14 protein-coding genes and 1 pseudogene are annotated in these 15326 nt (G+C 61.2%); 11 read left to right on the top strand and 4 right to left on the bottom strand.

The window, feature by feature from the left end:
* From FHX11_RS14600 to FHX11_RS14585, 4 genes are all read left to right on the top strand, one after another.
* Positions 1–813, top strand: coding sequence for a creatininase family protein (locus FHX11_RS14600; protein ID WP_184358363.1), 813 nt, complete (start codon positions 1–3; stop codon positions 811–813).
* Between the two features lie 8 nt (positions 814–821).
* The gene (locus FHX11_RS14595; RefSeq protein WP_184358362.1) at positions 822–2516 is read left to right on the top strand and encodes a CocE/NonD family hydrolase; all 1695 of its coding nucleotides are present in this window, start codon (positions 822–824) and stop codon (positions 2514–2516) included.
* Entirely contained in the window at positions 2497–3552 is a 1056-nt protein-coding gene (locus FHX11_RS14590; protein ID WP_246781009.1) for a questin oxidase family protein, read from the top strand. Before FHX11_RS14595 ends, FHX11_RS14590 begins: the two co-directional genes overlap by 20 nt.
* 77 nt (positions 3553–3629) lie before the next feature.
* Positions 3630–5129 (top strand): amidohydrolase family protein, encoded by a 1500-nt coding sequence (locus FHX11_RS14585; protein WP_246781008.1) that lies wholly within the window; start codon positions 3630–3632, stop codon positions 5127–5129.
* 120 nt (positions 5130–5249) lie between these two features.
* Here FHX11_RS14585 and FHX11_RS14580 read toward each other — a convergent pair whose 3' ends face one another.
* The gene (locus FHX11_RS14580) at positions 5250–5903 is read right to left on the bottom strand and encodes a GntR family transcriptional regulator (RefSeq protein WP_184358752.1); all 654 of its coding nucleotides are present in this window, start codon (positions 5901–5903) and stop codon (positions 5250–5252) included.
* A 127-nt stretch (positions 5904–6030) separates the two neighbouring features.
* Between FHX11_RS14580 and FHX11_RS14575 the strand changes: the two genes are divergently transcribed.
* The 7 genes from FHX11_RS14575 to FHX11_RS14545 all read left to right on the top strand — a co-directional run bounded on the left by FHX11_RS14575 (position 6031) and on the right by FHX11_RS14545 (position 13437).
* Complete coding sequence (locus FHX11_RS14575; protein ID WP_184358361.1) at positions 6031–6678, top strand: GntR family transcriptional regulator; 648 nt, start codon at positions 6031–6033, stop codon at positions 6676–6678.
* Between the two features lie 105 nt (positions 6679–6783).
* Positions 6784–7620 (top strand): ABC transporter substrate-binding protein, encoded by an 837-nt coding sequence (locus FHX11_RS14570; RefSeq protein WP_184358360.1) that lies wholly within the window; start codon positions 6784–6786, stop codon positions 7618–7620.
* A 72-nt stretch (positions 7621–7692) separates the two neighbouring features.
* Positions 7693–8385 carry an amino acid ABC transporter permease gene (locus tag FHX11_RS14565; protein ID WP_184358359.1) on the top strand — a complete coding sequence of 231 codons (693 nt, stop codon included), beginning with the start codon at positions 7693–7695 and terminating at the stop codon, positions 8383–8385.
* Between the two features lie 16 nt (positions 8386–8401).
* Positions 8402–9289: a 4-hydroxy-tetrahydrodipicolinate synthase gene (dapA, locus tag FHX11_RS14560; RefSeq protein WP_184358358.1), complete on the top strand. Its 888-nt coding sequence runs from the start codon at positions 8402–8404 to the stop codon at positions 9287–9289.
* Positions 9290–9299: 10 nt separating this feature from the next.
* Complete coding sequence (locus FHX11_RS14555) at positions 9300–12221, top strand: FAD-dependent oxidoreductase (RefSeq protein ID WP_184358357.1); 2922 nt, start codon at positions 9300–9302, stop codon at positions 12219–12221.
* Positions 12218–12946 carry an amino acid ABC transporter ATP-binding protein gene (locus tag FHX11_RS14550; RefSeq protein WP_184358356.1) on the top strand — a complete coding sequence of 243 codons (729 nt, stop codon included), beginning with the start codon at positions 12218–12220 and terminating at the stop codon, positions 12944–12946. The genes FHX11_RS14555 and FHX11_RS14550 overlap by 4 nt, the downstream gene beginning before the upstream one ends.
* A gap of 74 nt (positions 12947–13020) precedes the next feature.
* Entirely contained in the window at positions 13021–13437 is a 417-nt protein-coding gene (locus FHX11_RS14545; RefSeq protein ID WP_184358355.1) for a DUF3830 family protein, read from the top strand.
* A gap of 113 nt (positions 13438–13550) precedes the next feature.
* Here FHX11_RS14545 and FHX11_RS29840 read toward each other — a convergent pair.
* The 3 genes and pseudogenes from FHX11_RS29840 to FHX11_RS14535 form a co-directional block, all read right to left on the bottom strand.
* A pseudogene (locus tag FHX11_RS29840) lies at positions 13551–13663 on the bottom strand (IS3 family transposase); the annotation flags it as partial.
* Between the two features lie 43 nt (positions 13664–13706).
* A complete protein-coding gene (locus FHX11_RS14540) occupies positions 13707–14546 on the bottom strand; it encodes a MurR/RpiR family transcriptional regulator (protein WP_348649710.1) in 840 nt (279 codons plus the stop codon).
* A 98-nt stretch (positions 14547–14644) separates the two neighbouring features.
* On the bottom strand, positions 14645–15325 hold the full coding sequence (locus tag FHX11_RS14535) for an aspartate/glutamate racemase family protein (RefSeq protein WP_184358354.1): 681 nt from the start codon (positions 15323–15325) through the stop codon (positions 14645–14647).
* Between the last annotated feature and the right edge of the window lies 1 nt (position 15326).

Raw genomic sequence — 15326 nt, 5'->3', positions numbered from 1 at the left:
ATGACGACCTCTTTTTATTGGACGGATTATTCGACCGCCGATTTCGCTTCCCGTGATTTGAGCGAGACGGTCGTCATATTGCCAATCGCGGCCATCGAGCAGCATGGTCCCCATCTTCCCGTGAAGGTGGACGCGGCGATCAATGCCGGCATCCTTGATCGGATGACGCTCTTGCTCGACGCCGGCGCCGACGTCCTGATCCTGCCCGCGCTCAGCATTGGCAAGTCGGATGAGCATCTGGCCTATCCGGGCACGCTCACCATCTCCGGGCAAACACTGCGTCTGGTCTGGCTCGACATCGCCAGAAGCGTCAAGCGCGCCGGTGTCCGAAAGCTCATTCTTTTCAATTCGCATGGCGGGCAGATTTCGCTCATGGACATGGCCTGCCGTGATATCCGCGTGGAGCTCGATATGCTCGCGGTCGCCTGCTCATGGTTCCGGATTGCGCCCGTCGACGATCTGTTTTCTTCGACGGAAATTCTTCACGGCATTCACGGCGGCGATATCGAAACCAGCATGATGCTTGCCATTGCGCCAGAGTTGGTCGTCATGGACAAGGCCGAAGACTTTGTGTCGCTGACGGTCGGCATCGAACAGTCCGGCAGCCTTTTAACGGCAGAGGGCGCGGTGGGCTTCGGCTGGCAGGCGCAGGACCTTCATCCGGCCGGAGTTTGCGGCAATGCCGCCAATGCCGATGCCGACAAGGGTGCGGTCGTCCTTAACCGTGCCGCGGCTGCATTGGTCCGTCTCATCGAAGCCGTTCGTGGCTTTGATATGGGCCAGCTCACCTCCGAAACCCGCTTTCGGCAATGAGATAGGTCATGCTGGCGATCCGCGACGTCGAAACTCTTCATATGCGCATGGCGGATGGAGTGCTTTTGGCCGCCGATGTCTATCGCCCCGTCGGATCGGAAACATATCCGGTTCTGGTGATGCGGCTGCCCTACGGACGGAAGGTGGCCTCGACGGTCGTTCTCGCGCATCCGGCCTGGTACGCAGCCCAAGGCTATATTGTGCTGGTGCAGGACGTTCGAGGCAGGGGTGGATCGCAGGGCGTATTCAGGATTCTCGAGGATGATATCGCCGATGGCGCACTCACACTTTCGTTGGCAGCCGATCTTGCCGGCGGCAATGGTGCGGTGGCGAGCTATGGGTTCAGCTACCATGGCATGAACCAGTACATGGCGCTTGCCGGCGCGAAACGATCGGGCGGGAAAGTACCCGATGCCATGGCAATCGCAATGGCGGCCTTCGACGTGCGCAATCATTGGGCCTTCGAAGGCGACGGGTTCCGTTTGCAGTCAAACCAGGTTTGGGCCTGCCAAATGGCGGTTGAAAATGCCCGGCTGGCCGGCGACATCGCCGCTGTCGACGCATTGCGCGCCGCCTTGCCATCGCTGCATTCCGGCATGATTTCGGCAAGGCCGGAAGCGTTGGAGCATGCGGCGCGATACACGCATTATCATGACTGGCTCGCTGACGACCCGGCCTATTGGCGGGCAAGGTCGCCAAAGACGGTGCTTGAGGGCGTAACGCTGGACGTTCCGGTCCTACATGTCGGCGGATGGAATGATATCATGCTCGAGGGCACTTTCGCGGCCTTTGACGCTTTTTCGTCCGGTCCCTGCCTGCAGCGGCTATCCGTCGGCCCCTGGTCGCACCTTCCTTGGGGCCGACGGGCCGGTGTGCTGGATGTCGGGCCTAAAGCTGCAGGCGGGATCGACCCGGAGATAATAGCGTTCTTCGATGAGGTCCTGAAAGGCCGCGAAAACCGCTATCCGAGAATTCGGTTGTTCGATGTGAGCAGGAAGGCCTGGGTCGGTTTCGAAAATCTGCCGCAGACCGACGAGTTGCCGCTCCATCTCAAGTCGGGCGGTCGGGCGGCGCCGACGAGTGTCGATGGCAAGCTTGACGACAAGGCAGGCTCCTGGAGCGCCGATTATCTGGTGCACGATCCATGGCGGCCAGCTCCAAGCGTCGGTCTGCATCTGGGGACGCCTGCGGATTTTGCCGACAGGGCAGCGATCGACGACCGGGCCGACGTGGCCGTCTATACGTCGAGACCTCTCGACAGCCCGCTCTTTCTGGTTGGAGCACCGGACGTCGAGCTCTTCTTGGCCTGCGACCGGCCGAGCTTCGATCTTGATTGCATCTTAAGTGTACTCAACCCGAATGGGGCGGCCGTCACGGTCACCGCAGGTCATAAAACCGTAATGACGCATGACAATGCATCGGTGATTATCGTCAGGATGCGTCCGATGTGCATGACGGTGCCGGCGGGTCATTGTCTGCGTCTTTCCATCCAGGCGGCATCGTTTCCAGCTTTCCCGGTCAATCCGGGCACCGGCGCCCGCCCCCAGGACGCAACTTTTATCGACGGGCTCGTCACGACGCTGGTGCTTCGATCCGGTGACGCCCACCCCTCCGCCATCCGCTTGCGGATCCTGGCGGAGAACGAGGCCGAAGGCGGCGCCGCCACTCTTAGAAAGGCTCAATATGCCAGCGATCTCCAATGAAGAAACCGCCGAAGGCCTCGAAGCAATTCTGACCGACATGCCGGGATGGGGCTCGGAATTTTCACGTACATTCGCCAACCATGCCCCAATGGTTCTCGTGGCGCTCGACCGTATCGGTGGCACGCCCTCTCAACTTCGGCGCTTCTTTGATTACTACAGGGATGCAAAGCAGCTCATACCCTTCGCTCAACCGATCGCGCCACTTGATGGCAATGGCTGGAAGGCGGCAATCGGACAGCGCGACCGCGAACCTGACCTGCGCATATTCTTCACCGGCGAGCTGACGAGGCTGGGAATCCATGATGCGTTGCAGCTCTACCTCCCCGATCTTGCGGCCGGCGTTGCAGCCAGCGCTTTTCATGCACTGATGCGAACGGCCTATGGCGTTCTTCGCGGCAGTGAGGCCGATGTCGCCATTGCGCTTGCCTATTGGGCTGCCACCTATCTGCCGCTGCCATCCGCTAAGGGGGAGCCGCCGATTACGCGCGATCCGGCCGAAGTGCTTGCGATGACGGCGAGGATCGCGCCACTGCATGGCATGAAGCTGCACGACCTGCTGTGGCAGAATATGCGAGACGCCGGCAATGTGCCGGCGTTCGCTCCCGTCGTCGATTGGCTCGAAATTGGGCCGGAGACCATGGAGCAGATGGCATCCGCTGCCCTTTCGTTGTTTGCCGCAACCCAGCATTTTGCAGCCTTGCATGTCATCACCGGACTGCACTGGATCCGTCTGCTTGCACCTCATTGCGACGAGGAAACGCTCTATCGGATGTTGCGCGTGTTCTGGCAGGGCATTGCCGCACTGATGGGCGAGCTTGGCTTTCCCGAGATGCCGGACAAGGTCGCGGTTGAACGCTGGCGTAACATCCGGACTCCTGATTGGCCCGAGATACATGCGATCGCCGCGCGGAGTTACGATGAGCACGACATCAGCCTTGCCTTTTCCGCAAGCGAGGAAATGAAGGTCTATGGCGACCCGCTCTATCACGTTGTGGTTGCTCGCCGTCTCGGTCTCATCGGAGACTACATGAAATGATGGCAGCGACATCGAGAATCGCCGATTGCATTATCGAAGCCGGTACGGTGCTTTGCGGCCTTGCGCCCGACGGCACCATGGCGATGCGCCATGATGTCGGCATCCGTGTCGACGGGGGCATGATCGCTCAGATCGGCCCGATGCCGGCGGTTGCCTATGGCAACGACCATCTTCCCCGGTTTGGCTCCCGCGACATGATTGCCATGCCGGGACTGGTCAACAGCCACCACCATTTCGGGATAACGCCCCTGATGCAGGGCGTGCCTTTCGCGCCGCTGGAATTATGGCTGCCGCAATTCCGGGCGATGCGCCACATCGATGTCCGGCTCGACACGCTCTATTCGGCGATCGAGATGCTGGAAAGTGGCACCACGATGGTACAGCATATCAACAGCGGATTTGCCGGCGCACCGGATGGCTGGATGGCCACGGCCGATGCGACGCTCAAAGCCTATGCCGAGATCGGCATGCGGGCGGGCTTTTCTTTTATGATCCGCGACCGCAATATCCTCACATATGATGACGACGCAAACGTTCTTGCCACTCTTCCCGAGCCCGTGCGCGCATGGATTGCCCCAAAACTCAACGCCGCCGCGGTGCCCGTCGCAGAACTGATGGCGTTTTATCGAACGCTTAGCGAGCGTTGGTCGGCGGCGCAGCCCGATCATGTCCGCATCAATCTCGCGCCTGCGAACCTTCACTGGTGCACCGATGAATGCCTCCAGACCATCTTCGAGACGGCACGTACCTCCGGTGCACAGGTGCATATGCACCTTCTGGAAACCGAGCGGCAATCAAGCTTTGCCCATAATAAGTTCGGCCACAGCGCCGTGCAGCATCTAAAGGCACTCGAGTGCCTCGGTTCGAATGTGACGCTTGGCCATGGCAATTGGATGAGCCGCGCCGATCTCGACATCATCGCCGACTGCGGCTGCACCGTATGCCACAATGCCTCTTCGGGACTCCGACTTGGTAGCGGCATCGCCCCTGTCAACGAGATGCGGCGTCGCGGCATTCCGGTGGCGCTCGGCATTGACCAGTCGAACATCGCCGATGATCGCGATATGACGCTTGAAATGAAGCTTGTCTGGTCGCTGCATCGCGAAACCGGACTGTGGAATGACCGGCCCGATGCCGGTGCCGTGCTGCAGATGGCCACGGAACATGGCGCCAAATCCGTTGGCTTCGCAGGCTTCACCGGCCGGCTGGAGCCCGGTCTGCAAGCTGATATCGTGTTGATGGATCAGCGAAAGATTGGCCGCCCGCATCTCAATATGAGGACACCTGCGGTGGATGCCGTTCTGCATCGCGGGGGTCGGCATGCCGTCCATCAGGTGTTTATCGGCGGATGCCTGGTCGTCGACAACGGCAGAGTGACCACGATCGATCGCGAAGCCGTGCTGCTCGAAATTGCAGATATATTGAAAGTTCCGGAAACGCAGGCCGAAACGCAGGCATGGAATGCCATCGGCACCCTTCTTCCGCATTTGGAGGCGTATCACCGAAAATTCACCTCGACGGCCGCGCAGCGTGCGTATCGGTATAATTCGATGGCGGACAATCAGGACGGGGAATAAGCTGGTGCAACGACCCCAGCCAGTTAAGCAAAACAGCCGCGAAACTACTGACAAATGCTGCCATCCGGCAATGATATTGCCGGATGTTCCGTTCAGGAGAATTCAAGGCCTGCCGGAGTATCACTCCAATTGCTCTCTCGCGAAGGCAATCAAGCTCTCGACGTGCGCCGCAACGGCGAACCGCGTTTGTTGTGCATCGCCATGCTCCAGAGCCTCGATGATGACGAGGTGCTCGCTTGAGTCAGGCCTTAGGCGATCCTTCAGCCGATCGATTTCGAACAGGCGGGTGGTGGCGCGCAGTTCTCGAAGCACCTTGGCCATGACTGCGTTGGCGCAATGGTCGATGATCAGATTGTGCAAATTGTCATCGGAGACCCAATGGGCGTCGGTATGATAGGCGGTTGCGTCGAGAAGCTCGTGAATTTCGCGCCGGACGGCGATCAATTGCCGGCGCGGAATGTTGGGGATCGCCAGCACGGCCGCCTCCGGCTCGATCAGCAGCCGCAGCCGCAGACTCTGCAGATATTCGCCGATATCCACCTGGCGCACGATGTAATTGCGACCGCCGCCCTTGCGCACTAGGCCTTCACCCTCCAGCCGCTGCAGGGCTTCGCGCAGCGGCGTGCGGGAAATGCCGAGCGCTTCGGCAAGCCTGGCCTCGACGATGACCTGGCCGCCTTTCAGGCGGCGGTGGCGAATCATGTCGGAAACGGCCTTGTAGGTCAGTGAGGCGAGATTGTGCTGTCCGCCCGCGGACGGCTGCGCATCCGGCATGATTGAAATATCTGTCACCTCGACCTCATCTTCCTGTCGCCGACGCATTTGGCGGCCGCGCACTTCCCTCGTGCAAGCAGGTGTTACATATGTTAGCCGATCTCGCAAAGAACGAAAAAGAGGGAACATGGACGATCGCATGAATGAGGCGGAGGACGAAAGTCTTGCGGCCGAGACCTATCGGTTGCTGCTGGCCGATATTCTTTCGGCCCGGCTTGCCGGCGGATCGGTGGTGCAGCAGCGGCGGCTTGCGAGCCAGCATGCCGTCTCCCGCTCGCCGATGCGCCACGCGCTGAGCCGGCTGGAAGGCGAGGGGCTGCTCGTGCGCAACGACAAGGGGGTTCTGTGCGTCCGGATCATCACGTTGAAGGACTATCTCGACAGCCTGTCGATGAGAATGCTGTTGGAGCCAAGTGCGGCGGCGGCGGCGGTTCTCAATATCCCGGCTGAAAAGGTGAGCGTGCTTTCGGCTGCTCTCGACGGTATCGAGGCCGATCCGGATCCGGATCCCGAAATCGTATGGCAGTTCGACGATGCGCTGCATATGTCGCTCGCCAACGGCAGCGGCAATTCCTTCATGGCGGCCACGATCGGCGAAATGCGCCGCTATACCACGATCTTCGAGAGGCAGATGGCCGTGGTCCGGGCAAAGCCGGGCGTGGCCGAGCATCGTGCGATCCTGGCGGCATTGTCGGCGCGCAATCCCGAGGCGGCGCGTCAGGCGATGGTCCGCCATCTCGACGCGGTTCGACAGGGCGTTTTGGCAAATTACTGACCGCCATCGCATGATGCTTGCAATGGCGGAAAAGTTTTGTATAAAAGTGGGATCCCATATGAATGCAAAAACGGGATGCCAATAAAAATAGCTCCAGAGGTCATCATGTTCCGATTTTCATTGTCCCGCGGCCTGATCGCCGCATCACTGCTCTCCCTCTCGACATCCCTCGCTTTGGCGCAGTCCTGTACGCCGAAGGTGGCCGCGGGCGATCTGATCACGCCCGGCAAGCTCGTCATGTCGACCAATCCGACGCTGCCGCCCCTGCAGTTCATCGATTCCAGCGGCGAGCTGAAGGGCATGCGCATCGATCTCGGCAAGGAGATCGCCAAGCGTCTTTGCCTTGAGCCCGAATATGTCCGCATCGAGTTTTCCGCGATGGTGCCAGGCTTGCAGTCCGGCCGCTGGGACATGATCAATACCGGCATCTTCTTCACCGAGGAGCGCGCCAAGATCATGCAGATGATCCCCTATGAGGATCAGGCGATCAGCGTATCGGTGGCGCCCGGTTCCGACAAGAAGATCGCCGGCAAGGACGATCTCGCCGGCATGACCATCGGGGTCGAGATCGGCGGCTTCGAGGAAACGAAAACCCGTCTGCTCGACAAGGAGCTGCGTGACGCCGGCAAGCAGGGTCTCACCATCCGGACCTTCGACAATTTCGCGCTTGCCTATCAGGCACTGCGTGCCGGTCAGGTCGACGGCGTCGTCTCGATCGATGCCGTCGCCAAGGAATATGATGCGCGCGGCGACTTCAAGCGGGCATTGAACGGGCTATATCCCGCGCCGGTTTCCGTTGCCTTCAAGAGCCCGGCGCTTGCCGACGCTGTCTCGGCGACCCTGAAGGAGATGAAGGCGGATGGATCGCTGAAGGCGCTGTTCGATAAATATGGATTGCCTATGGTAGCCGGCGATTATTCCGTGAAGGGCCCCGGCCGCTGATCGGATCGATCGGTCCATCCGAATGGCGAGGCGCGGATTTTCCGCGCCCGCCCTGAGCAGAAGGTTACGTCCATGTCGCTTTGGAGCTGGTCGGGTTTCTTCGGATACCTGTTCAATCCCTTCATCCTCGGTGGGGTCTTTACCACCATCTGGTTGACCGTCGTCTCGCTGATTGCGGGCCTGATCCTGGGGTTTGCCCTGGCTTTGATGCGGCGCTCGTCCTTCCGCTCGGTTCAAATCGTCGCCAAGGCCTATATCTGGCTGTTTCGCGGAACACCGCTTCTGGTGCAGCTCATCGCCATCTACACGGCGTTGCCGCAATTCGGCATCCGTTTCTCCGTGATAGAAGCGGCCTTGCTGGGCCTCGCGCTCAACGAGGCTGCCTATCTTGCGGAAATCATTCGCGCCGGCATCGAAGCCGTTCCGGCGGGTCAGGCGCGGGCGGCGCGGGCACTCGGCATGACGGAACGGCAGATCATGCGCCATATCGTGATGCCGCAGGCTTTCAAGGTGATCATTCCGCCGCTCGGAAACTCCGTCAACGGCCTGTTGAAGACGACGTCCGTGACCTCGGTCATTTCGATGGAGGAGCTGTTGAGGCGCACCCAAGTCCTGATCCAGGAACGCTTCATGGTGCTGGAGCTCTTTGCCGTCGCGGCCATCTACTACCTCCTTTTGACCACGCTCTGGGATCTGTTCCAGAGCCATATCGAGAAGCGCTTCGGTCAGGCGGACTCCCGCCTGTCGGTGACGGACAGGCGCTAGAACCAGGACAATCGACATGACCAGGAAATTCCGCGGTGTCTATACCGTGATGATCACGCCGTTGGATGCGGAGGGCGCCGTCGATCTGAAGGCGCTGGCCGCCTTCACCGACTGGCAGGTGCGCGAAGGCATTCACGGCCTCATTCCCCTGGGGTCGACGGGAGAATTCCTGTCGCTCAGCGAGGAGGAGCGCGACGGTGTCGCACGGACCGTGCTCGAAACCGTCGCCGGCCGCGTTCCCGTCCTGATCGGCACCGGCGCCGAAGATACGCGCGAATGCGTCCGCCTCAGCCGCAAGGCCGAGGCCATGGGTGCCGATGGCGTGATGATCATTCCGCCCTTCTATTCCACACCGACGGATGACGAGCTCGTGCAGCATTATCGTACCGTCGCCGCCGCAATTTCCATTCCGATCATGGTCTACAACAATCCGGCAACGGCCAATGTGGATCTGAAGCCGGAACTGGTGCAGCGCATCGCCGAGATCGAAGGCTGCGACTACATCAAGGAATCGACTCTCGAAGTAACGCGCGTGCGTGACATCGTCCGTCTGGCGGGAGAGAATATGACCGTCTTCGGCGGCATTCTCGGCTTTGAATCCTTCGTGATGGGAGCAGAAGGCTGGGTCGCCGTCGCTTCGAACGTCGCACCTGGACCCATGGCCCGCATTTTCGAGCTTGTCGCGAATGAAAAGAAGATCGACGAGGCCCGCGCGCTCTATCTGAAGTGGCTGCCGGTCATCCAGGCGGTCGGCGGACAGGCCTATGTGGCCGGTTCGAAGTCGCTGCTGACGCATATGGGCTTCGGCGCCGGCGTTCCGCGGCCGCCGCGCCTGCCGCTGCCGGCGGCGCAGGATGCCGCCATGAAAAAGCTGGTGCTGGACTTCGGTCTGACATTCGGCTGAGGATAGACCGATGCCCGCTTCCCCGGCCAATCCGCATTCCCGATCGGAAACGCGTGTCGCGTTCTTCGTCGACGGCGCCGTGCTGCGGGCCGAGCGTGGGATGACGATCGCCGCGGCGATGGCGGCGAGCGGGCGGCACGATGTCTCACGGGGTCTGAAGGGCGAAGCACGCGGCCTTTTTTGCGGTATGGGTGCCTGCCACGATTGTCTTGTCACGGTTGACGGAAAGATCAGTCAGCGCGCATGCATGACCACCGTCGAAGAGGGCATGCGGGTCAGCCGGCCATATTCGAGGCCAGCGGTTGCGGCGGACGACCTTGCCGATCTTTGCGCGGTTCCCGGATCCATTCCCAGCATCGATATGGACGTGCTGGTTATCGGGGCGGGACCGGGCGGTCTGGCGGCCGCCGAGGCGGCCGCCAATGCCGGCGCGAGCGTGACCCTGATCGATGAGCGCGGCGCGGCCGGCGGCCAATATTTCAAGCAGCCTTCGACATCGCAGGCGGCGATGCGTCTTGCCGGCGACGAACAGGCGCTGGCCGGCGCCGATCTGATCCGCCGCGCGCAGGATGCTGGTGTCTCGGCGATCGGCGGGACGCTGGTCTGGGGCGCCGAGAATACCGAGAACGGGATCGTCATCGCCTGTTACGGCGCAACGGGCGCCTTCTACTGCAAGCCACGGATGCTGGTGATCGCGACCGGAGCCTACGAACGGCCACCCGCCATTCCCGGTTGGACGAAACCGGGCGTGATGACCACGGGCGCGGCGCAGACGCTCCTCAGAAGTTACGCCACGGTGCCCAGCGGCCGGATTGTCATCGCCGGCAACGGTCCTCTCGACATTCAGGTCGCGAACGAGATCCGCAAGGCCGGCGGCCGGGTGACGGCACTGGTGGAGGCTGCTCCGGCTCCCTGGAGCCAGCCGCAGGCGGCGCTCCGGCTTCTGACGGCGGACAGGGCGCTTGCCTTGCATGGCGCCAGGCAGGTCGCGGCCCTGCGCGCAGCCGGCATCCCGATCCAGTGGGGGAGCCGCGTGACCTCCATAGAAGGGGCGGCCGGCGTCGAGGCGATCATCGTCGCGGGACGGGATGGCGAGAGGAGGATCGAAGCCGATACCGTGCTCATGGGTGGCGATTTTGCCTCCGCCAACGAACTTTCGCGACTGCTCGGTTGTGGCCATGAGGTCGTCGGCGAAGGTCTTGCCGTTATCCGCGGGGATGATGGCGAGACGACGATTCCGCGCATTCATGTCATCGGCGAAGCCGCCCGCTTCGGCGGTGCGCATATTGCCATGGCGCAGGGCCGGCTTGCCGGCATCGCCGTGGCACGCAAATTGGGTTTTAAGGCAGTGTCCGATCCCGAAGCCGAACGCAGGCTCGCGCGGCATGGGCGCTTTCAGGCCGCGCTTTGGGCCGTCTTCAAGCCGGATCGGCCGGCTATCGACGGTTCACCCTCGGATGATACGGTCATCTGCCGCTGCGAAGGTGTCACCTACGGTACGCTGAAGGCGCTTGGCGAGCACAGCGCCAAAGACATTGCAACGCTGAAGCGCCTGTCCCGCGCCGGAATGGGACGTTGCCAGAGCCGCTATTGCGGTCACGCAATCGCAAGCGTCGCCGGCGGAACCCGCGCATCGGGGGAGACAAGCGGATTCCTGGCGCCGCAAATGCCGCTGCGGCCGGTGCCGCTCGCCGCACTGGCAGTCGAGAAGCCGGAATGGGGCGGGCACAAGCGGGCGCTGCTGCCGAAAAAGCCAGTTTTGGACAATCGCGAACCATTGCCTTTGTCGCAGACATCGACGCTCGTCATCGGCGCAGGGATCGCCGGACTTTCGACGGCTCTCTTTCTCGCCCGTGAAGGCGAGGAGGTCACCGTATTGGAGCGTGCCTTTCCGAATTCGCTGGCCTCCGGCGGCAATGCCGGCAGCCTGCACGCGCAGCTTCTTTCCTTCGACCATGGCGCCCGCGCTGAAGGCGGCGGTGGACCGGCCGCACAAACATTGCCGTTGCAGCGTGATTCCATCGCTCTGTGGGGCGCGTTGCAGGACGAACTGGATCGCGATTTCGAAATGAAGGTGACGGGCGGCCTGATGGTTGCCGAGACCGAGGCTCACATGCGTTTCCTCGCCGAAAAGGTCGGCGTCGAGCAACGCGCCGGCATCGATTGCCGGCTGATCGGCCAAGAGGAACTGCGGGCACTGGAGCCGGCTTTGTCCCCCCTCTTCGTGGGCGCGGCCTATTGTTCGCAGGAAGGAAAGATCAACCCGCTGGTCGCCACCCAGCATATTCTCGAGGCGGCGCGGGCAAAGGGCGTGCGGATATTCGAGACATGCGAGGTGGTCGGCATCGCATCCGGTCCGGCCGGCTTCGAGGTTGCGACATCGCGGGGCACTATCAGGGCAAAGCGGCTGGTCAATGCCGCCGGCGCCTTCTCGTCGCGCATCGGTGCCATGCTCGGGCTCGACATACCCGTTTTCGGCGCCCCTTTGCAGATGGTCGTGACCGAGGCCGCCGCTCCACTGATTTCCCGCCTGGTCGCCCATGCCGATCGTCACCTGACGCTGAAACAGGCAGCCAACGGCAATTTCATCATCGGCGGCGGCTGGACCGCCGGTCTCGATCCCGTGCATCAGCATCCCAGGCCGTTGCTGTCGAGCCTGGAGGGCAATCTCTGGGTTGCGCAGCATGTGGTTCCGGCATTGCGCAAGCTTCATGTCATCCGCAGCTGGGCAGCGATGAACATCAACATCGACGGCGCCCCCATCCTCGGCGAGCATCCGTCGCAGCCCGGTTATTTCAGCGCGGTGACATCCAACGGCTATACGCTCGGGCCGATCGTCGGCCAGCTCACGGCGCAACTCATTCTTGGCCGGGAAACCGGCAGAGCGCTGCAACCATTTTCCATCACTCGTTTCGGGAAGGGCCGCTCATGATCGAGATCAGTGGCGTCAGCAAATATTACGGCAAGTTCGAAGTCCTGAAAGGCTGCACGGCCAAGGTCGAGCGCGGTGAGGTCGTCGTCGTATGCGGGCCGTCGGGCTCCGGCAAATCGACGCTGATCAAATGCGTGAACGGGCTGGAACCCTTCCAGAAGGGATCGATCCGCGTCCATGGGATCGAAGTGGGCGATCCGAAGACGGATCTCCCGAATCTGCGTACCCGCGTCGGCATGGTCTTCCAGAATTTCGAGCTGTTCGCGCATCTGTCCATCCTCGACAATATCATGCTGGCGCAGAAGATCGTGCTGGGACGCAGCGAGGCGATGGCGAAGACCAAGGCGATGCAGCTTCTCGATCGCGTCGGCCTGGCCGACCACGCCAGGAAGTTTCCGAGCCAGCTCTCCGGCGGACAGCAGCAGCGTGTCGCCATCGCGCGAGCTCTCGCCATGGATCCGCTCGCCATGCTGTTCGACGAACCGACCTCCGCGCTCGATCCGGAAATGATTTCGGAGGTGCTCGATGTCATGACCAGCCTTGCGAAGGACGGCATGACGATGATGGTCGTGACCCATGAAATGGGCTTTGCCCGTCGCGTGGCGACCCGCGTGATCTTCATCGATCAGGGCGAGATCGTCGAGGATCGTCCGAGCGAGGAGTTTTTCGCCGGCAGGCACAGTGCGAGGACGGAAGCCTTTCTCGGAAAGATCCTGCAGCATTGACGAAATCTCTGGGGCAGCCATCGCCCCGCGACGGGATCGACCAACCCAATATCCAACACAAGGAAAGAAATTCGATGAAATTGAAGATCACCGCCGGTCCTTTCGAGTTCGATGCCGTTCTCGAAACCGCCAAGGCGCCGAAGACCTGCGAGGCCTTCCTGAAGCAGATGCCCTTCGAAGGTCAGATCGTGCATGTGCGCTGGTCGGGCGAGGGCGTCTGGATTCCGCTGGGGGACCGCGACTTCGGCGTCGGCTACGAGAACCATACGAGCCATCCCGCGCCGGGCCATATCATTCTTTATCCCGGCGGGATCAGCGAGACGGAAATCCTGCTGGCCTATGGCGGCGTCGATTTCTCCTCGAAAATGGGCCAGCTCGCCGGCAATCACTTCATCACCGTGATCTCCAATCTCGACAAGCTGGCCGAGCTTGGCCGGCTGACCCTTTGGGAAGGCGCGCAGAACATCAAATTTGAACTGGTTTCCGCTTAGAGCAATTCCGGGAAAAGCAGAAATGCTCTGGCGGAGCACATTGCCGTTTGGGCGGAGGGGCGGAGTGCGATCCGAGAGTTTCGAAAATCACGCCGCCGCCGACGCAATGGCCGGTTCAGGCATTCTGCCCGAAACCGGCCGTTGAACGCCTCGATGAAGGCGTCTTCCGTTCCTTTCCCGGTCAGGAAAATCCACCGGAAAACTCTCACCAAAGACGGTCCAGTTCGGCGGGTTCATATCCTCCAAATAGGGCCTTAATCACATTCAGCTTAGAGTTCCTCCAAACTGTCGTTCAACGCCTCGATGTTGCGAAGTCGTATCCGGCCCGCCACACCAGCCTTTTCAAGGCAGCGAGTTATCAGCAGGTGGCAGAGCGCCATTACCGATGTGTGGTTGAACAGCGGTCCAGGCGCAAGCGTCTGGCAATGGCAATGCCAGGCCGCACTTGTCAGAAAAGGGGCACCTTCATCGGTAATGTAGAGCAGTTTTGCATGCGATTTTTCGATCTGCTCGAGCAAAAGATCCATTCGGGCGATGCGCCTGCGGAGTCCGAACATCACAACGACGTCTTCCTCGTGAAGGCTTGTCAGATGTTCTCCGAGCGTCTCTCCCGATCCGGGAATGGCGACGATATTCTCGATGACCTGGGTCAGTTGCCATTGTAGATAGGAGGCAAAAGGGTGGCTGCTTCTGAAGCCGATCACCCATACTTTCCGCGCTTTCAACATTGCGTCGGCGACAGCATCGATCTGCGTGTCGGTGATTGCGAGGAAAGTCGCCTCGATATTGGCGACCCCTTGCGCGATATGCGCCTTGACCGACTGCGTCGCAGACGCATCGGTAGAGGTGGAGAGAAACAGCCGCGACCCTGTCTCCCTCTCGGCACGGGCATGCCTGCGAGCCTCCTCGTAGTTCTCGTAGCCTAGCCGCTGGATGAAGCGCGACACCGTTGCCTTGGAAACATGGGCCAGTGCCGCCAGTTCCTGGGCAGAATAACTCGCAAGTTCACCAGGAAAATCGCAGACGAACTCGCCCAGCCGTTTTTCGGCAGGGTGAAGATCGGGAAGGGCTTGCCGTACGCGAAACAGAAACGATTTCTCTCTGGGCACGCTGGGCTCCACCTGATTGTCCACGGGCAGATTCTCGGTCGCGGGCACTGAATTTGCAATCGAAAAGGCTTTCTGCCTCCATTGTTCCGACATGTCTGTCAAAGATGTGCACCGCCGCCGGGAGCCAAACGGTTTTCCATTCGGAGAAGAAGGAGACGAATGGCTGCAGTGAGCGGCGCCACGATCGGAGCGGAAAAGCGCTGTCCAAGTTCCGCCGCCGCTCGTCCTAGCGGTCCGCCGCCGATGATGACCGCTTCGGCACCGTCAAGCGTGAATGATGCTTCGACTGCGATGGCCAATTCATTTGCAAGCGACACAGGATCGCTTGCCAGCATCTCCGGATCGCCTTTCGTCAAGCGCGTTCCAGTGAAGAGATGGTTGAGCCCCAGCGCTTCCGCCTTGCTGGCAAAGCTCACGATCAGCTTCGGCGTCACGGTCGCAATGCCGAACCGGCGCCCGCCGGCCGAGGCTTCGATCATGCTTGCCTCGCAGATGCCGATGACCGGCACATCGGTCACCTTTCTGAGCTGTTCGATGCCCGGATCGCCAAAGGCGCCGATCACGATCCCGTCGAACAGATGGGACGCCGCCATTCCCATCTCGACAACCTCCGCTGCCGACGCGGCCAGTTGTCCATCATCAAGGATCATCGGGACACCGCGCGCCGCGGTGATGCCCTCTATCGCGACATCGGCCGGAAGGGCGTGCTGCGCGATGTCGGTCATCATGGACGTCGTTACCCTGGACGTGTTGGGGTTGATAAGAGCGATACGCTTCATT

The organism is Rhizobium sp. BK602 (assembly GCF_014195095.1).
Taxonomy (GTDB): Bacteria; Pseudomonadota; Alphaproteobacteria; order Rhizobiales; family Rhizobiaceae; genus Rhizobium.
The sequence above is the reverse complement of the archived record's forward strand: the minus strand, read 5'-3'. Positions and strand labels throughout refer to the sequence as shown.